The following is a 19363-nucleotide window of genomic DNA, read 5'->3' as shown; positions in this document are numbered from 1 at the left end:
TTTGCGTTTGAAGGGACATCATTTTGGGGGCCAGGCCAGTTCGATATCGTCGCTGCACTCCTGGTCATAGGCTCTTACGGTGTCCGTCAGGCAGTCGAGCCAGAGGTCGTAGAGGTAGGGCTTGATGCTCAGATGGCGGGCGCTGTGCAGGCAGGCAATTCGATGAAGGACATCGTCAACGTTGCCGCTGGCGTAAAAGGCTACGAGGCTGAAAAAGGATTTCTTCAGCATACTCCGCTGAACGGCCATATCGGTATTGCGAAACAGTGCCCGGACCTCGGGAGAAGACATCAGGAACCGGCGATAGAAGCCTTCAAAGAAGTCAGGCACCTCGGGTGGGGTCTGTAGGACACGCTCGTAGCTCGCGTCGAATAGCTCTTCGAAGGACATGGCAGGCTCCCTGGTTCTCTTGGGATTAAATCCAATATCCTGAATCTAGCATTTGCCAGCGTGCGCGTCATTTTGTGCAGGTAAGGAGGTAGCCTTTGATGGAAAGCAGGCATAAAAAAACCGGCGCCCTTCACGGACGCCGGCTGTTACTTGAACCCTGTATCAGGGGTTCTTGATGTACGCATCCTTGCGCAGGTAGAACCACCAGTTAACCACCAGACAGAGTGCGTAGAACACCGCAAAGCCGTACATGGCCACCTCTGGGGTGCCGGCCTGGATTTCCTGGCCCATCACCCTGGGGGCGATAAACGCGCCGTAGGCGGCAACCGCAGAGGTCCAGCCCAGAACCGGGCCTTTCTGCTGCTGGTTGAAGATGAAACCGATGCTGCGGAAGGTGGAGCCGTTACCGATACCACTGGCCGCAAACATGATGATGAACAGGATCAGGAACGGTGCAAAGTAGGCGTTCGGATCAGTGGAGTTGTAGGCCAGCATCATCACGTAGCCGGTGGCCACGGAGGCTGCGACCATCACAACCGAGATGATCTGGGTAACGATGGATCCACCCACCTTGTCGGAAATCCAGCCGCCCACCGGGCGAATGAGCGCGCCAACAAACGGCCCCATCCAGGCCCAGGTCAGTGCGCTCGGCGCATCAGGGTTGACCACACGGGTTACCGTGCCATCGGCTGCCACTTCCATCATGTTGCCGAAGATAACGGTAATGGACAGCGGCAGGGCAGCGGAGAAGCCGATGAATGATCCAAAGGTAAGGATGTAGAGCACGGTCATGGACCAGGTGTGCTTGTTGCTGAAGATTGCAAACTGGGCCTGGATGTTGGGCTTGATATCGCCGGGGATCAGCCGCAGAAGAATCAGTGTGAGCACGATGGTCAGGGGCAGGGCCAGCCACATGTTCAGCACGCTGAGGGCCCAGACGCCTGCGATGGAGGCGAGAATACCTACGCCATAGAGCCCCAGAATCTTGCCGAAGGCCGAAAGCGGGTTGCCCGGATTCGGGGTAACCACTTTCAGGTTGTTCATGCCAAACCAGCCGGCAAACGCCAGCGGAATCAGAAACACCAGCCAGATAAACCCGGCGTTCTGGATCCAGGTATCGGTACCCGCCTCAATGCGGCCAATCAGCGTGCCGCTGGGGCTCTGCAGCTGCATAGGGTCACCGGCCAGGGCGCCGAAGATACCCACGGTCATGACCAGTGGGATGACCACCTGCATGGTGGTGACGCCGAAGTTACCGAGACCGGCGTTCATGCCGAGGCCATAGCCCTGCTTGCTTTTCGGGTAGAAGGTACTGATGTTGCTCATGGAGCAGGCGAAGTTACCGCCGCCGATACCGGATAGCAGTGCCAGGGCCTGGAACACGATAAACGGTGTATCCGGGTTCATCAGGGCGATGCCGGTACCGGCAGCAGGAATCATCAGGAGGGCAGTGGTCAGGAACACCGTGTTTCGTCCGCCGGCGATCTTGATCATGAACGAGGCGGGGATCCGCAGGGTGGCGCCAGACAGGCCTGCAATCGCAGACAGTGTAAACAGTTGCTCAATGCTGAAAGGAAAACCCAGGTTCTTCATCTGGGTGGTGATCATCCCCCACATCAGCCAGACGGCAAAGCCCATCAGCAGGCTGGGGATGGAAATCCACAGGTTGCGGGAAGCAATGCGCTTGCCCTCCCGCTCCCAGAATTCTTCGCTCTCGACATCCCAGTGTTCGATGTCTGCGTTGGTTTTGGCCATGATTTTGACTCCCTCGGTTAACGTGCCCTTGGCCCCGTTTCTGGTGGCGCTCGGGCTTCTCGACACCATTGTGCAAAGCGAGGCGGGGAGTCATGCTTGATATTTCTCAAGGACAAAATGACGTGTCAGAAGGTGAGTTTTTTGATGAAAATCCAGGCGCGCTTCAGATCGATAAAATCTATTAAAATCAAATGGGTGCGATAGTGATATCCCGAAGTGGGTAGGCGTTATGGATGCTGGCGCAGTGGAGGTAGCCAATCATTTCCGGCGGTTCTGGCTATCCCGGAACAGTAAAATCGTCTGCAGCGCCACAAAACCGTAGATGCAGGACCAGCTCGCCGATGCCAACCAGAGTGCAACCGGTTCAAGAAAAGGCGCGTTGCCCGCGTAGAGTCGGGCGACTGCCGCAATGGCCATGCCCGAGGCGATGCCAACAACCTGCCAGATGGGTGGTGTCATTCGTCTGGCTCGCTGCCAGGCAAGCCGCAGCATGACACTGGTGGAAAGCGTGCCGAGGGCTCCGATTGTTATCAGGTGCATGGAGGCGACGGGATCGTTTTCTTTCAGAAGGCTTAACCCGCTTGCGCCAGCGCCTGCAGCCAGCCATAAGTAGCCAAGTGCCAGTACCAGAAGGTCTGGCCGGTTTCGGCAGTGCCAGAGCTTCCAGCGAGCAGCGCGAACCACAATCAGAAAACCCGCAACCAGCAATAACAGACCCACGGCCGGGGCCGCGACTGGCAGAAAGCTGAGCAGCAGTGCCAGCAGCAAGATGGCCAGAAGGGTTCCCTCAACATGTGGCTGAACCCGGGCCTCAAGGGGGATGCCCCGTTTCTCAAGCGTGCCGGCCACAGCCGGCGCAATGACTCGCCCGCCGATAAACGTCATCAGAAGCAGCAAACCGACAATGGCGGTTGTCAGTACCTGGCGGCTATCCAGTATTGCCGGTGCGCTTGCGGCCAGTGTGTTGCTGGCAAGCCAGAAAACGACCGACAACAGGCAAAGAAGCAGAATCAGCGGGCCGGCAATCCGGTTGCGCCATTTTTTGGCCGCCTGAAATCTCGGGACCGCGTAGCGCGCCAGCATGAGGGCGAAGGCCGGGCTTAACAGTTGGGCGGCAATACTTTCCGGCGCCAGAACCCAGCTGACCCTCGCGAGTATCCAAAGCACAAAGAGCAGAGTGAGTACCCGGCCAGGTTGGGGGCCGAGGGTGTAGCCGGCGATGAGGGCCAGGGCGAAGCCGAATATCAACTCATGGCCGTGTCCCGCACCGAGCAAACCGGGCGGCCAGCCTGTCCCGGACAGCACGCTGTATATCGACAGGGGAACCGTTAATGCGGCGAATAGTGATGCGGCAGGGAAGAATAGCCAGAACGCATGAATGTTCTTTCTTGGCATGCCTGAGTTGTCCGAAGTCATCTCGTGTCCTTGACCGTTCGGCGCACCGAAACTATCAGTAAAAATAACGCGGGAAACATTTTAAAGGTGCATCATGAATATTACACAACTTGCCCGTCTACCATTTTCCGGCAATGGCGCCTGGTCAGAGCTGCGGCGCCTTGACCTGTCCATTCCGTTCCTGGCCTGGGTGGTGGTAGTGCCGATGTCGTTTCTGCCGCCGGTGCTGCTCTACTATGCCGGAACGCAGTACGGCGACGCCTTCATGCAGGGATTCGGAGACAAGGAGTGGCGGTTTATCACCACTATCCTTTTCCTGGCAGAGTTACTCACGTTCTTCGTGATGGGCTGGCTGATCCACGCCGTTATGGATAGTCATCAATTGAAAATCAGTTATCAGGATGCCTATTTGCTGGCCGCAATTGCGCCGCTACCGCTCTGGCTGTCATCACTGGCGCTGCTGGTGCCGGTGCTGGCAGTCAGCGTTGTGGCGGTGTTTGCCGCCTTGTTCCTGTCCTGTGCGCTGGTCTACCAGGGCGTTCGCTCATTCTGCGAGCGAAGCGATAATGATGTGGTGGTCATGTCGGCCACCTACACCGTTATGTCGGCGTCTTTGCTGGCATGGGGCGTGCTGATGGCAATGGTTTGGGCGTTCTGATCAGGCCGTGTGGGGGAGGACGCCAAAATAGATGGCACTGAAGTGGCAGGCGCTGCCGCCGATTACGAACAGGTGCCAGATCGCATGCATATAAGGTATGCGGTCGGCCAGATAGAAGGCGACACCGGCGGTGTACAAAATGCCGCCGGCAATCGTCAGGTTCAGGGCTGTTTCACTCAGGTTGGCCACCAGATCGGATGAGGCGAACGTGATCAGCCAGCCCATGGCCACATAGATGCCAACCCTCGCGAGCTTGAAGCGGTTTTTGAAAATAACCTTCAGCACCACGCCGGTGATCGCCAGTGACCAGATCACCGCAAACAGTGTCCAGCCCACCGTGCCGCGCATGTTTACAAGCAGAAAGGGCGTGTAGGTGCCGGCGATCAGCAGAAAAATGGCGCAATGATCAAGGGTTTTGAACGCCCTTTTCAGTTCTGGCCGCCGGGCACCGTGATACAGGGCTGAGGCCAGATAAAGAAGAATCAGGGACGCGCCGAAAATACTGAAACTGACAATCTTCCAGGCATCCCCGAATTGACTGGCGCCCACGATCAACGCGGCCGTGCCAATAACGCTCAATATTGCGCCCAGACCATGGGTGGCGCTGTTCAGCCACTCTTCAATGCGGTGATGGTTATTATTTGCGGGGGATGGAGTTGCTGTCACAGAGCGGTCTTCCGAATTAGCCATGGCCCTAAAATACTTCAGCGTACACATGTACGCAATGCCTGATCGTGAACATCCTGTGACCCTGTTCAGAAAAACTGAACGACCTGTCGGAAAACTTCCGATTTCTCTCGAGTCTGCCGCTGGTTAGCATGCGTATATCCGATCAAAGACAGAGGAGGTTCTCCCGATGGCAAAAGTGCTTGTGCTCTATTACTCCATGTATGGCCATATTGAGACAATGGCAAACACCATTGCCGAAGGTGCAAAAGGTGTCGATGGTGCAGACGTTACAGTCAAGCGTGTGCCGGAAACCATGGCCGACCAGGCATTTCTGGGCGCTGGCGGAAAGGCGGACCAGGAAGCCCCGGTAGCCGATCCGAAAGAGCTGGCAGAATACGACGCGATCATTTTCGGTACGCCCACCCGGTTCGGCAACATGGCCGGGCAGATGCGGACCTTCCTGGATCAGACAGGCGGTTTGTGGGCCGAAGGCAAGCTTCACGGCAAGGTGGCCAGTGTGTTTACCTCCACAGGCACCGGTGGCGGGCAGGAGCATACCATCAGCTCATTCTGGACCACACTGGCCCACCACGGCATGGTCATTGTGCCCCTGGGTTACGGCATCCCGGAATTCTTCGATATCTCGGAAGTGAATGGCGGGACTCCCTACGGAGCGTCAACTATCGCAGGCGGGGACGGCTCACGGCAGCCCAGCGAGAAAGAGCTGGCGATTGCCCGCTTCCAGGGTAAGCACGTTGCCGAGCTGGCAGTAAAACTGCACGGCTGATTCTGAAGTTTTAGCAAAGCGTTGAGCGTTTTTCAGGGCAGCAGGCGAGAGCTTGCTGCCCTTTTTTATGCGGTATCCGGTTGGCTTCAGGGCCGGCTCTTCGCAGTTGCGGTTTTCAGGCGGGAGAAAGTCGCCGGCACAACACCGAGCCATGATGCCAGTTGATTATCTGGCACCCGTTTAACCAGTTCTGGGTATTCTTCCAGCAACAACTTGTAGCGTTCTCTTGCCGGCATGGTGTGCTTGCGGAATTCTCTCATACTGGTCAGCTCGGCAATTTCTTCCGTCAGGGCAAGGGCGAACCGGGGCCAGAGCCCTTCACCGTGAGACTGGATAGCGGACCGGAACGCCGCGAAGTCAGCCACCCAGGCCGTTACCGGCGTTACTGAGGTCAGGCAAAGGGTGTTTCGTACGGTTCGGCTACGGCCAAAAACCGGCCAGACCATATCGCCTTCGGAAAAGAAGTGGTGGACGGACACCTTGCCGCTGGGTGCTTCCCGGAACAGCCGAAGGATGCCGTACTGAACCAGATAAACGTTTGCCCAGGGTGTGTCGTGCTTCTCCAGAGCGGTTTCGGGGTCAACCCTGCAAAGGTGAAACAGGCGGGCGAGGTCTGCCAGAAACCGTGCGTCGGGATCATTCTCGTGCCCTGCCAGGCGAATTCCGAAAACCCGGCTGAGGCCATTCAGCAGGGCAGCTGACTCAGGTGCGGCATCCTGCTGGATAATATCCGGGTTGTTTTCTCCCAACATGCACGGGGCGGAGGAAACGTCTGGCCTGAAGATGCTGTTCATGGCGTTGACCCTGTTATGAGTGTCAGGTGAATTATGGTATCAGAGAAACATCTTTTGAAATGACTTAAATCATTAAGCCTTTTTCACTGAGTCGATATCGCGATCTGACGAACGTTCAGTGATAGACTCCGCCTCCTGTTGCTGGAAGTTTCCCCTTTCCTCACGGAGTCCCTATGGCCGCAGCCTTTGCCCTTTTCTTCAAGCTTATTCCGCTCTACGTAACGGTCGCCCTGGGCTGGGTCGCCGGTCGTTATCTTGAGGCCAGTGGTCGTCATATCGCCGGCATCATGCTCTATATCGTGACGCCCTCAGTGGTGTTTTCCGGGGTGATGGTAGCGCCGCTTTCTCCCGAAGTTATCTTGTTGCCGTTTCTGGTATTCGGGATTTCTTCTGTGCTGGGAATTGCGCAATTAAAGCTGGCAAAGCGGGTGCTCTCCGACGGCAGTGCCAACATCATTCCCCTGTGTGTGGGTTCCGGTAACACGGGGTACTTCGGTGTGCCGGTTGCGTTGTTGCTGTTCGGTGAGGAGGGGCTGGGGCTCTACATCGTGTGCATGCTGGGCACCACGCTGTTCGAGAACTCCGTGGGCTTCTATCTGGCGGCGAGAGGGCGTTACAGCATCAAGGATTCGCTCTGGCGGGTGCTGAAGCTCCCGTCGGTATACGCCTTCCTGGCGGCCGTCGTCCTTAACCTGGCGGGCATCGGAATTCCGGATATCTTTGTGCCGCTGTTCGATAACCTGCGCGGCGCCTACAGCATTCTGGGCATGATGATCATTGGCATGAGCATCACCAGCTTTCGCGGCCTGGCGGGCAATGTCCGTTTCACGGCCCTGGCGTTTTTCGGGAAGTTCGTGGTCTGGCCACTGGTGGCCATTGTGTTCTGGTGGCTGGATTCAACCGTGCTGGGCATCTATGAGCCGGCCGTACACAAGGCCATGTTCCTGATTTCGATCACGCCGATTGCCGCGAATACTGTGGTCATTGCGACCCTGCTGGATACCTCGCCAAGGCAGGCAGCGGGTACCGTATTGCTTACCACGCTGTTTGCCCTGGCGTTTATCCCGGTGATGATCTCACTTGCTTTCTAGCGGCTGCTTGACGGTGTTGCCGCCGGTTGCGCTTCGCTGGCCCTGGCTTCTGCGATATCGCTGCGGGCATGGCGCACCACGCTGATACCGGCCGTTATCGCCAGCGTACCCATGATTGCGGCAACGATCAGGTCGGGCCAGGCAGTTCCGGTACCGAACACACCGAGTGCGGCCACCATAACGGCGATGTTGCTGATGGCATCGTTCCGGCTGCACAGCCAGACCGAACGCATGTCGGAATCCCCTTCACGGAATTTGAACAGTATTGCGGCCACGCTCACGTTGGCGGTAAGTGCCAGCAGACCAACCGCCCCCATGGTCAGCGGCTCCGGTGTAATGCCTGCCTGCACCACCCAGACGGCCCGGGCCCAGACCACCAGGCCAAACACCGTCATGGTGATGCCCTTAACCATGGCTGCGCGCCCTCGCCAGAGCATACCCATGGAGAGGACGGTGAGGGACAGAATGTAGTTGGCGCTGTCGCCGAAGAAATCGATGGCATCGGCCATCAGCGAGACAGAGCCCGATGACAGACTGGCGATGCCTTCCACAACAAACATGGCCAGGTTCACCCACAAGGCGATCCATAACGCCCGGCGGAAGCCCGGGGCAGGGGATTTTGGTTCGGGGGCAGAGCAACTGCACGCCATAAAGACCTCCTTGGTTCAGATAGTCTTATTGAAAACCCTGTAGTAGCTACAGGGTCAACAGTTGCTGCAGAAAATTTTGAGATTCGTCAGTTCTGGCCCGGCCCATGGGTACCGGGAACGTGGTTGTGGCGGTCCTCGGGCTCTGGAGTCTCGAGCTCCGTGCTAAGCCCGCCGAGGATGCCGCATTCGCGCACTGTGCGGCCATCGGAGCAGGCTTCCTGAAGTTGCTCGAGAGTTTCTTCAAGGCTCGCCAGCTCCTTCAGCCGTTCCCGTACATGAGTCAGATGGCGAGCCAGCAGGGCGTCTACTTCGCTGCAATCCGCTTCCGGTTGCTCGGCCAGCCGGATCAGCTCGCGGATCTCGTCCTGGGCCATGTCCAGGTTGCGACAGCGTTTGATAAAGAGAAGGCGTTCCAGATGGGCGTTGCGATACGAGCGGTAGCCGCTGGCGTCCCTGTCCGGTTCCGGTAGCAAACCGATTTTTTCATAGTAGCGGATGGTTTCAACAGGAATGGCCGTTGTCTTTGCGAGTTCACCGATCTTCACTGCCTGATACCCCCGGTAGTACCCGGAAAATGGACCGTTGCCTTGAATCCTCCGGTCGAGCCGGAGCTGAAATTCAGGGTACCACCATAGCGGTCTGTAATCTCCCGCACGATGGCCAGCCCCAGGCCATGCCCCGGCGTTTGTTCATCCAGACGCAGCCCGCGGGTGCCGAGGGTGTCCAGCGCGTCGGGAGGAATTCCGGGGCCATCGTCCTCAACGGTGATGGCAAATCCTTTCCCATCCTCGTGCAGACCAAGTTCCACGAACCTGGCGGACCACTTGCCGGCATTGTCCAGAAGGTTGCCCAGAACCTCATTCAAGTCGTGCTCTTCGATGGGCCAGCGTCGTTCTTCGGTCAGTACGGTCGACATTTCAAAGGATTTTGCCGGATACAGCCGGCCGAGCATCCAGAGAAGGTCTCGGGCCTGCTTCAGAGGGTAGGCGCTTTTGCCGACCTGTGGACCCGCGAACCGGCTGCGCCGCATTTCTGCCTCAAGTTGTCTGTCGATATCATCGAGCCTGCCGGCCATTTGTTGTCTTAGGGTGTTGGGGAGGGGGCGGTCGGTATCTTCCAGAATCTGGCGAACGGCAGCGATGGGCGTTTTAACGCTGTGGGAGAGATTCGCAAGCGCATCCCGGGAGCGCTCCAGCCGCTGGTCCAATGAGTCGAGCAACTGGTTGAGCTGCAGTACAAGAGGTTGGAACTCCTCGGGGGCCCTGACATCAATCCGCGATATCTCGCCATCCTGCAGCCGCTTTAATGCGGCCTTGAGGCTTACTACGGGGCGCATGGACAGGTTGATACCCAGCCAGAGTGTGCCAACCAGCAGCAGGATCAGCAGCAGGGAAACAACGGCCGTCCAGGCGTGAAGCTCGGCCTGGCTCCGGCTCAAGGCACCAAGGTCTTCGGAAACGATCACCACGATGGGCTGGTCGTCCACGCGAAAGGACTTCCGGTAAGCAAGGATATCCGAGGGCGCCTCCGCAATTTCGGCGCCACTGACCCGCAGTGTACCTTCCTCGCCGGACTCCACCAGTGGCATCAACAGCGGTGCCCAATTCTCGGGGGAGATGATGGTCCGGGTGTCGGAATGGATAGCGAATGCGTGGTGAAAAACTTCCTGGAAATAATCACCGGTCTGTAGGGTGTCCAGCCGACCACTGGAATCGCGAATCTGGTGTTCCAGAAAAGCGACTTCGTCTTTGAGCCGGGTGAACGGATCCGTCTGCGCTTCATCAACTCTTCCGCCATGACCTATTTCGACGTTCGCATTCCCGGTCTGGAAATGACCGTGGTCCAGGCGGATGGCAACAATGTGCAGCCGGTGAACGTGGACGAGTTCCGCATTGGCGTGGCAGAAACCTACGATGTGATCGTTCGCATCACGGATAGGAAAGCCTGCACCATCTTTGCCGAATCCATGGGCCGCTCGGGCTTTGCCAGGGGGACTCTTGCGCCGGAAGAGGGGATGACGGCAGAAGTGCCGGAACTTCGGGAGGCGCCATTGCTGACCATGGCCGATATGGCCGGGCATATGGATCATGGCGATATGAATCATGGAGACATGAGCAAAGACGCCATGGGCGGCATGAACGACGACGGCATGGACAGTGGTGAAATGGCCGGGATGGATCACAGTGCCATGGGCCATGGCAGTATGGGCGGGAGCGATGGAGCTTCCATGCCGGAAGATCCCTTTTATGCCAGTGGCAGCGGGTTGATGCCCACCGCCAGCAATGGTGGAAAGTTCCTGTCCTATGCCGATCTCAGGGCACAGAACCCGTTGTACGAACACCGCGAGCCAACCCGCGAGATTGAATTGCGCCTTACTGGCAACATGGAGCGCTATGAGTGGAGCATCAACGGCATCAAGTATGAGGATGCCGACCCCATCGTCCTGCAGTATGGCGAGCGGGTCCGCTTCAAATTCGTCAACGAAACCATGATGACCCACCCCATGCACCTGCACGGTATGTGGTCGATCCTTGATGTGGGCGAGGGCAAATGGAACCCCCTGAAGCACGTGATCAGCGTGGCGCCAGCCACCACTGTCTATATGGAAACGGAGGTGGATGCACCGGGTGAGTGGGCGTTCCATTGCCATCTTTCCTACCACGCCGCCTCCGGCATGTTCCGCAAGATCGTGGTTGAAGGTGGCCCGGACAGCACCGTTGCCGAGGGCAAGCCAAGCGGCACACAGGGAGGTGAATCATGAGTCGGTTAACAGCCTCCATGTGCGGCCTGACTCTGGCCGTGACTGCAATGTCCACACCAGCGATTGCCCAGGACGATCCGGCCAAAAAGACCCAGACCGCCAAGAGCTTCTGGGGTGTGTCTGCGGAGAAGTTTGAGTACCGGTATAGCGATTCGGACGAGGAGCTGGCGGTTATTGAAGGCGATGCCTTTTATGGCACCGATGAACTGAAATTCCGCTGGTTGTTCGAGGGCGAGTGGGAAGAGGGTCACAATGCCTGGGAAACCCTGGAAAACCAGTTTGTTGCCCAGACTCCGGTGGATGATTTCTGGGATGCCAAGGCCGGAATCCGCATAGATACCCCGGAAGGTCCGGACCGGGTCTATGGCGTGCTTGGGGTCACCGGGCTGGCACCCTACTGGTTCGAGGTAGACACCAACCTTTATGTCAGTGATGAAGGCGACGCCTCGGCGGACTTTGAGGCGGAATACGAGTTGTTGGTCACCAACTTCCGGATCCTGTCGGCTTCGTTCGAGACTCTTGTGGCGTTTTCAGAGGATCGGGAGATTGGTGTCGGCAAGGGGCTCAATTCCACCGAGTGGGGGCTGAGGCTGAGTTATGACCTGATTGACCGGGCCTTCTCGCCCTATGTGGGCGTGGTACACGAGCGCAAGTACGGCGACACTGCTGATCTGGCAGAAGCCGGGGGCGGAAGCACAGAAGACTGGTTTGCCGTGATTGGCGCGCGAATCGCCTTCTGATCTTTCGGATAGCGTGCCGGGGCAGAACCCACCCCGGCACATTCGCGCCTCAGAGCACTTTCTTCAACTGGCCATAGTCTCCGCCAGTGCGCAGTACCAGAGTGATGTTATTGTCGTTACGGTTCCGGAAAAACCACCCGTGGTCGCCGGTAAAGGCGGCCTCAAGCTCTCCTTCATCTTCAGGAACACCTCGGCCCTTCTCGTAAGAGATGGATTGGCCGCTACCGTTGCCGTGGGTGTCGTAGTTGATAGGGCCGCCTTCAGACGCCCAGGAGTATCGGGCCACAGCCCCTTCCTCCATAGTGAGTTTGAATTCGGTTCCCTCGCCCGGCGTCAGCACCACGCGTACTTCATCCTGCCATTGCGGTTCGACAGCTACTGGTTCAGCCGCGGGCCCTGGTTTCGCAGCCGTGATCTCTGCTTCGGGCGCAGAGACCGATTCATCTGAAGGCTCGGCCATGACAGGCTCCGCGACTTCCTGAGGCCCTTGTGCAGACGACGATTGAACGGCAACCATCTCGGCCTCCGCGTCGGCGGCGGCTTCCTCGGCCAGCTGTTCCTTGATTTCACCCATTTCGGTCAAGCCCAGCAGTCGTCCGGCTCCGGTCGGATCGAGCGCGTACTCCGCGGGCATCACAACGGTAACCAGCAGTACCAGCGCCACGATGGCCGCAACAATGGTTGATCGAATCAGTTTGGCGGTACTTGGCAGTTCTTCTCGATTAGGTATGTCAGTGTTGTACATAAAGGTTCTCCAGAATCAGGCGACGAAATAACCGGTAAGCTGATAGCCGAATAGCAGGAAGCCTGCACTCATCATGGCCACATTCGCGGTGTAGGCGTGACGGAAAAAGCCGTCGGTTTTGCGCCAGAAATTGATGGCAATCAGGATCATGGCCAGGGCAATGAGCTGTCCGATTTCCACGCCTACATTGAAGGCGAGAAGATTCGGAATCAGCCCGTCCGGCGAGATGTCGTACTCAAGGATCTTGGTGGACAACCCGAAGCCGTGGAAAAAACCGAAGATGAGCGTGGCGGCTTTGGTGTTGGGCTGAAAGCCAAACCAGCGCTGATAGGCGCCGATATTGTCCAGTGCCTTGTACACGATCGACAGGCCGATAATCGCATCGATGATGTAGCTATTGATGCCGACGTTGAAGTACACGCCCAGCAGCATCGTGGTGGAATGCCCCAGGGCAAACAGGCTCACGTAGATAGCGATGTGCTGCATGCGGTACAGGAAGAAAATGACCCCCAGCAGAAAGAGCAGGTGGTCGTAACCGGTGACCATGTGTTTGGCACCGAGGTAGGTAAAAGCAATCAGGTTTATGCCGGTAATCTCCTGAATGTATCCCTTGTCGCCCTGGGCGACGGCATGGGCCAACGCATCCGCGCTGAGACCGAGCAGGCCCAGTGTCAGGAATATCCAGAAAAAACGATTTCCGCCGGCAGCAACCCGCGCCCAAGGGCGAGGTTTGCCAAGCAAAGTTGACAGCATAGTAACTCCGTAGAATGGGTTTTCGTTCAGCTGCTAAGGCAGCATTGCTCAGATAAACGTGCAGAGCTTTGGCGGGCGGTCGAGCCGGTAACGAAAACTGCGGGGATTCTCTCCAGCAAAGGGAACAGGGCGCCGGAGTGAAGGTGTCAGGTTGGAGAATACCGGCATTTTCAACCGGTCTGCAGACTCGTGGGAGTGGTTGCCAGAGTCATGATGAGAGTGGCGATCTTGATGGTCTTGCGCGCTCTGGCTGTGATGATCATGACTGTGGCCGTGATCGCCTTCGTGCAGGATGTTGGCTTCAGTCAGCTCCGGTACTCCATGGGATAACGTTTCTCCCATGACTGAGAAGGTCATGCCGATGAGCGCAATCAGCATGACAATAATCGGTATTCTTTTTTACGGTTAACGGCCGTAATCATAAGAACCAGCTTCTGAACTCAAGCTCCGTAAGTGCGTTAATCCGCAATGGGGCGATGCAATGGTTGGTAACGAGAGAATACCATTCCCAGCCAGTTTTTAAGGAATTAAAACAATGAAATGTGATTGCTCTTAAACGTTTGCGGTTCAACTGGATGACCCATATCAATCTGTATGTTGTTAACCACTCTTGATGGATACTTTTCAGTTTCAATTCAGTTTCATGGTCTTTACTGATGGTGATGCACAATGTTGCAGCCAATAAGGAGGAGGATCTCATGAACAGATTAGGTCGTTTCGTTGCGTGTTCCGTGTTCGTCGCCTTGCCTGCCTTTGCTTTTGCTCAGGACAACTCCGGGCAAATGCCAGGTGCTGGCATGATGAATCAGGAACAAGTGCAGCAGATGAATGAAAACATGGCACGCATGCAGGCCATGATGCAGGAAATGCGAAACGCCGACTCCAACGCTGAACGCCAGAGACTGCGCGAGCAACACATGGAATACATGCAGGAGCACATGCAGATGATGCGTGGCGGCATGATGGGCCCCGGGATGATGGGCCAGGGCATGATGGGCAATGGTCAGGGAATGATGGGTAATGGCCAGGGCATGATGAACAACCAGGGCATGATGAACAATCAAGGCCAGGGTAAAAAGCAGTCTGGCCATGCCCAGGGCAACCGTTCTGGTGGTCCGGGGATGGACAACGAGCAGCGCCTGGAAATGATGGAAAACCGGATGAACCAGATGCAGATGATGATGGAGCAAATGCTGGAGCATCAGCGGCAACTGAACCGCAACTGATGCGGGTAAGCGGTCTAGTCGAACAGTGACAGCTGATCGGATTGCTGCTTCGATGGCACGCGGGGGCGTTTCTGAACAGGTCCCTTGCGACTGCCGTGTCGTAGCAGCACCCGATCTGTTTCTGTCTTGCTAACACGCTGCTTGCGAAAGTCGCCAACCGCCTTACGGGCAACCCGGGCCGCCTGTTCATGATCGCACACCGGCGAGATGTAGGTGTTGCCGCCGTAACGCTCTTTCTGGGCCGGTGTCATTAACCAGGGGGTGTGGATCATTTCACTGGGCACGCCAGCCAGCTCGGGTATCCAGCGCCGGATGAACTCGCCATCGGGGTCCAGTTTCCGGCTTTGCAACACCGGGTTGTAGATTCGTAGGGCATTGATGCCGGTCAGGCCGGACTGCATCTGGGTCTGGGAGTAGTGAATGCCAGGCTCAAAATCGGTAAACAGCCGGGCCAGGTGAAGGGCGGGATCGCGCCAGTGCAGCCACAGCTGATAACTGGCGATTGCCATCAGCATGGCCCGCATCCGGAAGTTGATCCAGCCCGAATGATTAAGTGCACGCATGCTGGCATCCACCAGGGGCCAGCCCGTCTGGCCTTCCTGCCAACGCTGCAGGCGTTCGGTATCATTGGGCCCGGTTTTTAGCGCCTCCATTTCCCGGTGCATGGCCCGGAATTCCAGCTCCGGTTCGTCCTCCAGTTTCTGGATGAAATGGCAGTGCCAGTGCAATCGCGACCGGAAACTGGTCAGGCTTTTCTTTTTCCGGGGCAGGGTGTTGCGGTGATTGCCGGTGGCCTTGGCCTCCTGGTAAATCTCCCGCAGGCTGACGGTGCCGTAGGCAATGTGCGGGCTGAGGCGCGAGCAGGCCCTGACCGCAGTATTCGGGCTGGAGATGTTGTACTGGTAGCCGACGCAGCGGCGGTCGAGGAAAGAAGCGAGCAGTTTTTCTCCTCGGGTGCTGCCTCCGGCCTGACGGTCCGGGCAGCTATCAGGCAGTGTGAAGTCCCGGCTGTCGTAGCCACTGGCATCGCCCTCGATGCCTTTCATTTCCGGTATTCTTGCTGGGGCCTCTAGCAACGGCTGACGCATCAGCTCGGTCCAGGCTCTGTCCCAGACATTCCGGTCGCCCAAGCGGCGAACCACACCGAACTGGTTCCACTCGCGGAATTCCACCTGGTTTTCCGAGCACCAGCCAATGACTGCCTTGTCTCGCTCGAAGGTCCAGTGCCCGCCGGTTTCCTGGTGGCAGAACACGCGTTTGACGTCTTGCCTGGCCTGAAGCTGTTTCAGCGTATCAATCACCGACCCTCTCATCACCAGGAGCCGGCTGCCGGCCTTTCGCAACTGCCGGTCAAGATCGTCCAGGGAGTCTCTGATAAACGCCCATTGACGGCCGCTGGTGTCCGGCAGTTGCCAGTATTCGTCCTCGATCACATACAGCGGTATGACCGGTTCGCCCAGGCTGGCCGCTGCCACCAGGGGGGCATGATCCCGGGTACGCAGGTCGCGCTTGAACCACACCACGGTGGTCATGAGAGTGCGTTCCGCTCGCGCCGGCAACGTTCGCTGCAGTAGCGAACATTTTCCCAGTCCTTCGCCCATTTTTTGCGCCAGGCAAACGGGCGCTGGCAGACCGGGCAGGTTTTCTCCGGGAGATTGAGTTTCTTATGGGGCACCAGTGTCTTCCATTCGGGATGTAGGGCTTTCTACGTCTGCTCCGCAGGGCGGGATCAGCGCCCGAGGCGGCGACAGGTATGGGTATCAGGAGCGTGATCCCTGTGCCAGCTGGGCCAGATCTTCACTGATCTGCTCTGGCGACAGTCCGGGTCGCAGGAGCAGCCGGGCGTTGCCGTCGCGATCGAAAACGTAAACGGCGCTGCTGTGTGAAACGTTGTAGTTGCCGCTGGCGTCGGGTTCGTCGTAACCGAAGGTGGTCCGGTAGCGTTTGGCGAGTTTTCGAAGCGCGGGTTCTTCTGCAGTCAGGCCAACGACCCGATCGCCGAAGAAATTCACGTAACTGGCCAGGCGTTCCGGGGTATCCCTGCGCGGGTCAACGCTTACGAACAGGGTGGTGACGTCGTCCCGATACTTTTCGGGAAGTTGCTGAACCGAGCGGCGCAGATCAGTCAGCGTGGTCGGGCAGACATCCGGGCAGGAGGTGAAGCCGAAATACACCAGGCGGATGTTGCCCTGCGAGTCTGCGGGAGTGACAGTGTTTCCGTCGGTGCCCTGGAGCTGGAACTGGAGCCTGGGCATCAGGCCCGAGATGTCCTTGCCATGCCAGCTTTCCTCATTCCCGGCACAGCCGGCGAGCATCAGGGCAACGAAAACAGGCCATAGTGGCAGCGTTCTGTTCATGCGTTTCCTCCTGCCATCGAGCGGCTTTTGGGGAATTTGCCATCTTCATGCATGGCCCGGCGGAGCACAATCAGGATGCCAATGATGCTCATCATGGCCGGGGGAATCCAGGTCAGCAGACCGCCCAGTAACTGGTCGGTTTCCGGGGGCATGGGCCAGGCCCGGCCGCAGACTTCGTAGACGTCATAAACCATGCCGCGGGAAAACACGATCCAGGCCCCGAGAATCATCTGGGGGATCGCCACCAGCGCCAGCAGGAGTATACGTTTGCCGTAGCCCAGGGCACTGGTGATGGCCGGGGAGCGGGGATCGAAGATCAGCCACCAGAACAGCAGGCCGTCCAGCAGCATGCTCCAGTTCATGATCCAGTACAGCTGCCGGCTGAGCATGGCGTCAAAATGGATGGACGGCCTAAATCCAGCCCAGCGGCTGCAGCCAGTAGCGAACAGAAAGTGAGATCTTCTGGTACCAGAATCGCATCACGGGCAGTGGATTGGACAGCGCAATCAGGCTCGGCCCCTAGTGGTGAAGAATCAGGTGCTGGCCCCGATGGACGAAAAACATGTACTGGGAGTAGTAATCAAATCGGGTCTGCATCACCGCGTAACAGAGCATGACCCCGAGCGTGAAAGTGATGATGCGGCCCGATCCCGGCCGGTCCTGCTCCGGCATCCTCAGTAGCCCGACACCATAAAACCCGAGCACCAGCATATAACTGAGCAGGGTCAGCGGTGAAAAATCATAGGGCAGCAGGTAGCTCGATACTGGCATGGATCAGACTCGATGCGTGCACGCATTGGAAACCGGGTTTATCTTTCTTGTCAGTACCGCCGAGTTTTGCCGGCCCGGCGGCGGATTTCAAGGCCGGCTTCAGGAAACTTCTGATGGAGGCGGAGCATGGCCCGATTCTGTGATTCCATTTCAGCGCCGTCAGTGCTGATTTTCGACTGGCACGGCACCCTGGTAGACACCCACGATGCCATGTTCAGTGCTATGGAAGACATGTTGCCGCAGTTGGAGGATCTGGGGCTGGTGGAGCGGCTGCTGCCGGAGGATAAATGCCGAACATCGGATGATGCCCGCCTGGTGCGTTACATCCGTATCTTCCGGCGCCTGCATCCGCGCATTCTGGCGGAGCGCCGGGTGTCGAGGACCGATATTTTCAACGCCATCTTCGGGGATGACAAAGAAGCCAAGCTGATCGCTCACAAGGCCTACAACGAGGCCTATCGCCGCTATTTCGGGCAGGTAAAACCGTTCCAGCCCGGCGCCTATGAGTATCTCTCCGCCCTGAAAGCCATGGGTATCCGGCTGGCGGTATCCACCAACCGGAACCGGGAGTTTCTGGATCGGGAATTACAGACGGTGGACGAAGGCCGATGGCGGAACCTGTTTGATGCCACGGTGTGTGCCGACGACGTAACCGAGTATAAACCCGATCCGGAGGTGATTCTCAAAGCGCTTGAAAAGCTCGGTCTGCCAGCGGATGAAACGGCCTGGTATGTCGGCGACAGCTACGTCGACATGCTCACCGCCAACAAGGCCGGCGTCTCGGGCGTGTTCTACAACGGCGCTTGCTGGGAATCCGGCCGGATCGACAGCTGGTTTTCGCACCGGGACGCGCCCGCGGCCATTCTGGACAGCTTTGAGGACCTCATGGACCTTTTAGCCCTGCTTGAGCGGAGCCAGCCGGAGGCCTTCGAACAAACGCCTGCCGAGGTTCGCCCCCGGCCGTTTCCGCCGCCACAGCGACCCGAGCCAAGAATTGAGCCGGACTGGCACCCGGCGGTGGTCAAGCTCATCCGTCCGGCAGTCATCCTGTTCGACTGGCACGCCACCCTGGTAGATACCCTCGACGCCATGTACCACGCGGTGGACGACATGCTGCCGGATTTCCACAAGCTGCAGCTTATGGACCGTATGGTGGCGCCGGAAGACAGCAAAACCCCGGAAGATGTGAAGCTGGTGGCCTACGTGCGGGAGTTTGCGAAGCTGCATCCGAAGGTGAAGGCAGACCGCAAGATTTCCCGAACCGATATCTTTGAGGTGTTGTTCGGGGATGACCAGGAAGCCAAGCAGATTGCCCACCAGGCGTTCAACCACCACTACCGGAAACACTACGGTACCGTGAAGGCGTTTGAGCCGAAGGTGCGCGAAGTTCTGGAAGGGTTACGGCGGCTGGGCATCCAGGTGGGTGTCATTACCAACCGGGACCGCGAGTTTTTCGAGCACGAACTGGCGGCGGTGGAGGATACCGGCTGGACGCATCTGTTTGATGTCGACGTCTGCGGCGACGATACACCCCTGCGCAAGCCCCACCCGGATCAACTGCTGCTGGCGGTCCAGAAACTGGATTACCCGCCCGACCCGAGTGTGTGGTACGTGGGCGATAGCACGACTGACGTTATTGCCGCCAAGCGCGCGGGCCTGACCTCGGTATTCTTCAACGGGGCCCAGTGGGATCTGCCCTGGCTGAACAAGATTTTTCCGGGTACCCACAAACACCCGGATAAGCCGGATGTGGTGGTCAACGACTTCTCGGAGTTCTGGGCTCTGGTGTTGGCCTGTGAAGTCGGACCGCCCTGAGCAAAA

Annotated in this window: 19 protein-coding genes and 3 pseudogenes; 7 read left to right on the top strand and 15 right to left on the bottom strand. The window is 57.9% G+C overall.

The window, feature by feature from the left end:
- Positions 1 to 18: 18 nt before the first annotated feature.
- From KYE_RS16090 to KYE_RS16080, 3 genes are all read right to left on the bottom strand, one after another.
- On the bottom strand, positions 19 to 390 hold the full coding sequence (locus tag KYE_RS16090; RefSeq protein WP_008175471.1) for a globin: 372 nt from the start codon (positions 388 to 390) through the stop codon (positions 19 to 21).
- A 162-nt stretch (positions 391 to 552) separates the two neighbouring features.
- Positions 553 to 2145 (bottom strand): hypothetical protein, encoded by a 1593-nt coding sequence (locus KYE_RS16085; RefSeq protein WP_008175469.1) that lies wholly within the window; start codon positions 2143 to 2145, stop codon positions 553 to 555.
- A gap of 258 nt (positions 2146 to 2403) precedes the next feature.
- Positions 2404 to 3561: an NnrS family protein gene (locus tag KYE_RS16080; protein WP_008175466.1), complete on the bottom strand. Its 1158-nt coding sequence runs from the start codon at positions 3559 to 3561 to the stop codon at positions 2404 to 2406.
- A 73-nt stretch (positions 3562 to 3634) separates the two neighbouring features.
- Here KYE_RS16080 and KYE_RS16075 point away from each other — a divergent pair, with 73 nt between their 5' ends.
- Complete coding sequence (locus KYE_RS16075) at positions 3635 to 4198, top strand: Yip1 family protein (protein WP_008175464.1); 564 nt, start codon at positions 3635 to 3637, stop codon at positions 4196 to 4198.
- On the opposite strand, the gene trhA is transcribed toward KYE_RS16075, so the two are convergent.
- The gene (trhA, locus tag KYE_RS16070) at positions 4199 to 4888 is read right to left on the bottom strand and encodes a PAQR family membrane homeostasis protein TrhA (protein WP_008175461.1); all 690 of its coding nucleotides are present in this window, start codon (positions 4886 to 4888) and stop codon (positions 4199 to 4201) included.
- A gap of 166 nt (positions 4889 to 5054) precedes the next feature.
- Here trhA and wrbA point away from each other — a divergent pair, with 166 nt between their 5' ends.
- Positions 5055 to 5654: an NAD(P)H:quinone oxidoreductase gene (gene wrbA, locus KYE_RS16065; RefSeq protein ID WP_008175459.1), complete on the top strand. Its 600-nt coding sequence runs from the start codon at positions 5055 to 5057 to the stop codon at positions 5652 to 5654.
- Between the two features lie 86 nt (positions 5655 to 5740).
- On the opposite strand, the gene KYE_RS16060 is transcribed toward wrbA, so the two are convergent.
- Positions 5741 to 6448: a Crp/Fnr family transcriptional regulator gene (locus KYE_RS16060; RefSeq protein WP_008175457.1), complete on the bottom strand. Its 708-nt coding sequence runs from the start codon at positions 6446 to 6448 to the stop codon at positions 5741 to 5743.
- 173 nt (positions 6449 to 6621) lie between these two features.
- Here KYE_RS16060 and KYE_RS16055 point away from each other — a divergent pair, with 173 nt between their 5' ends.
- Positions 6622 to 7539, top strand: coding sequence for an AEC family transporter (locus KYE_RS16055; protein ID WP_008175455.1), 918 nt, complete (start codon positions 6622 to 6624; stop codon positions 7537 to 7539).
- On the opposite strand, the gene KYE_RS16050 is transcribed toward KYE_RS16055, so the two are convergent.
- From KYE_RS16050 to KYE_RS16040, 3 genes and pseudogenes are all read right to left on the bottom strand, one after another.
- Complete coding sequence (locus KYE_RS16050; RefSeq protein WP_008175454.1) at positions 7536 to 8189, bottom strand: cation transporter; 654 nt, start codon at positions 8187 to 8189, stop codon at positions 7536 to 7538. The genes KYE_RS16055 and KYE_RS16050 overlap by 4 nt on opposite strands.
- An 86-nt stretch (positions 8190 to 8275) precedes the next feature.
- Complete coding sequence (gene cadR / locus KYE_RS16045) at positions 8276 to 8734, bottom strand: Cd(II)/Pb(II)-responsive transcriptional regulator (RefSeq protein WP_008175452.1); 459 nt, start codon at positions 8732 to 8734, stop codon at positions 8276 to 8278.
- A pseudogene (locus tag KYE_RS16040) lies at positions 8731 to 9948 on the bottom strand (sensor histidine kinase); the annotation flags it as partial. The pseudogene KYE_RS16040 and the gene cadR, both read right to left, overlap by 4 nt.
- Here KYE_RS16040 and KYE_RS16035 point away from each other — a divergent pair.
- A pseudogene (locus KYE_RS16035) lies at positions 9934 to 10950 on the top strand (multicopper oxidase domain-containing protein); the annotation flags it as partial. The pseudogenes KYE_RS16040 and KYE_RS16035 overlap by 15 nt on opposite strands.
- On the top strand, positions 10947 to 11690 hold the full coding sequence (locus tag KYE_RS16030; RefSeq protein WP_008175446.1) for a copper resistance protein B: 744 nt from the start codon (positions 10947 to 10949) through the stop codon (positions 11688 to 11690). The pseudogene KYE_RS16035 and the gene KYE_RS16030, both read left to right, overlap by 4 nt.
- Positions 11691 to 11739: 49 nt before the next feature.
- On the opposite strand, the gene KYE_RS16025 is transcribed toward KYE_RS16030, so the two are convergent.
- From KYE_RS16025 to KYE_RS16015, 3 genes are read right to left on the bottom strand one after another with little or no spacing between them, the layout of a single operon-like run.
- A complete protein-coding gene (locus KYE_RS16025) occupies positions 11740 to 12435 on the bottom strand; it encodes a hypothetical protein (protein ID WP_008175445.1) in 696 nt (231 codons plus the stop codon).
- Positions 12436 to 12450: 15 nt separating this feature from the next.
- Positions 12451 to 13188: a HupE/UreJ family protein gene (locus KYE_RS16020; RefSeq protein WP_008175443.1), complete on the bottom strand. Its 738-nt coding sequence runs from the start codon at positions 13186 to 13188 to the stop codon at positions 12451 to 12453.
- Between the two features lie 48 nt (positions 13189 to 13236).
- A complete protein-coding gene (locus tag KYE_RS16015) occupies positions 13237 to 13566 on the bottom strand; it encodes a hypothetical protein (protein WP_227497855.1) in 330 nt (109 codons plus the stop codon).
- 320 nt (positions 13567 to 13886) lie between these two features.
- Here KYE_RS16015 and KYE_RS16010 point away from each other — a divergent pair, with 320 nt between their 5' ends.
- Entirely contained in the window at positions 13887 to 14414 is a 528-nt protein-coding gene (locus tag KYE_RS16010) for a hypothetical protein (RefSeq protein ID WP_039882108.1), read from the top strand.
- Positions 14415 to 14428: 14 nt separating this feature from the next.
- Here KYE_RS16010 and KYE_RS16005 read toward each other — a convergent pair whose 3' ends face one another.
- From KYE_RS16005 to KYE_RS22180, 4 genes and pseudogenes are all read right to left on the bottom strand, one after another.
- Positions 14429 to 15946, bottom strand: a complete 1518-nt coding sequence (locus KYE_RS16005; RefSeq protein ID WP_008175436.1) for an FAD-binding domain-containing protein — start codon at positions 15944 to 15946, stop codon at positions 14429 to 14431.
- Positions 15943 to 16089, bottom strand: a complete 147-nt coding sequence (locus KYE_RS21235) for a DUF2256 domain-containing protein (protein ID WP_008175434.1) — start codon at positions 16087 to 16089, stop codon at positions 15943 to 15945. The genes KYE_RS16005 and KYE_RS21235 overlap by 4 nt, the downstream gene beginning before the upstream one ends.
- An 85-nt stretch (positions 16090 to 16174) precedes the next feature.
- Entirely contained in the window at positions 16175 to 16771 is a 597-nt protein-coding gene (locus KYE_RS16000) for an SCO family protein (RefSeq protein ID WP_008175432.1), read from the bottom strand.
- A pseudogene (locus KYE_RS22180) lies at positions 16768 to 17542 on the bottom strand (cytochrome c oxidase assembly protein). The gene KYE_RS16000 and the pseudogene KYE_RS22180 overlap by 4 nt, the downstream one beginning before the upstream one ends.
- Before the next feature lie 126 nt (positions 17543 to 17668).
- On the opposite strand from KYE_RS22180, the gene KYE_RS15990 reads away from it, so the two are divergent.
- Positions 17669 to 19357, top strand: coding sequence for an HAD family hydrolase (locus tag KYE_RS15990; protein WP_008175430.1), 1689 nt, complete (start codon positions 17669 to 17671; stop codon positions 19355 to 19357).
- Positions 19358 to 19363 lie beyond the last annotated feature (6 nt).

It is taken from the genome of Marinobacter manganoxydans MnI7-9, assembly GCF_000235625.1.
In the GTDB taxonomy this organism is placed as follows: Bacteria; Pseudomonadota; Gammaproteobacteria; order Pseudomonadales; family Oleiphilaceae; genus Marinobacter; species Marinobacter manganoxydans.
This window is presented reverse-complemented; position numbering and strand designations above follow the sequence as displayed.

Coding starts and splice junctions, on each gene's coding strand:
- wrbA (WP_008175459.1), top strand. CDS start 5,055: ATGGCAAAAGTGCTTGTGCTCTATTACTCCATGTATGGCCATATTGAG.
- KYE_RS15990 (WP_008175430.1), top strand. CDS start 17,669: ATGGCCCGATTCTGTGATTCCATTTCAGCGCCGTCAGTGCTGATTTTC.
- trhA (WP_008175461.1), bottom strand. CDS start 4,888: ATGGCTAATTCGGAAGACCGCTCTGTGACAGCAACTCCATCCCCCGCA.
- KYE_RS16060 (WP_008175457.1), bottom strand. CDS start 6,448: ATGAACAGCATCTTCAGGCCAGACGTTTCCTCCGCCCCGTGCATGTTG.
- KYE_RS16005 (WP_008175436.1), bottom strand. CDS start 15,946: ATGACCACCGTGGTGTGGTTCAAGCGCGACCTGCGTACCCGGGATCAT.
- KYE_RS16090 (WP_008175471.1), bottom strand. CDS start 390: ATGTCCTTCGAAGAGCTATTCGACGCGAGCTACGAGCGTGTCCTACAG.
- KYE_RS16020 (WP_008175443.1), bottom strand. CDS start 13,188: ATGCTGTCAACTTTGCTTGGCAAACCTCGCCCTTGGGCGCGGGTTGCT.
- KYE_RS16010 (WP_039882108.1), top strand. CDS start 13,887: ATGAACAGATTAGGTCGTTTCGTTGCGTGTTCCGTGTTCGTCGCCTTG.
- KYE_RS16075 (WP_008175464.1), top strand. CDS start 3,635: ATGAATATTACACAACTTGCCCGTCTACCATTTTCCGGCAATGGCGCC.
- KYE_RS16000 (WP_008175432.1), bottom strand. CDS start 16,771: ATGAACAGAACGCTGCCACTATGGCCTGTTTTCGTTGCCCTGATGCTC.
- KYE_RS16015 (WP_227497855.1), bottom strand. CDS start 13,566: ATGCTGATTGCGCTCATCGGCATGACCTTCTCAGTCATGGGAGAAACG.
- KYE_RS16055 (WP_008175455.1), top strand. CDS start 6,622: ATGGCCGCAGCCTTTGCCCTTTTCTTCAAGCTTATTCCGCTCTACGTA.
- KYE_RS16085 (WP_008175469.1), bottom strand. CDS start 2,145: ATGGCCAAAACCAACGCAGACATCGAACACTGGGATGTCGAGAGCGAA.
- KYE_RS16080 (WP_008175466.1), bottom strand. CDS start 3,561: ATGACTTCGGACAACTCAGGCATGCCAAGAAAGAACATTCATGCGTTC.
- KYE_RS16050 (WP_008175454.1), bottom strand. CDS start 8,189: ATGGCGTGCAGTTGCTCTGCCCCCGAACCAAAATCCCCTGCCCCGGGC.
- KYE_RS16025 (WP_008175445.1), bottom strand. CDS start 12,435: ATGTACAACACTGACATACCTAATCGAGAAGAACTGCCAAGTACCGCC.
- KYE_RS16030 (WP_008175446.1), top strand. CDS start 10,947: ATGAGTCGGTTAACAGCCTCCATGTGCGGCCTGACTCTGGCCGTGACT.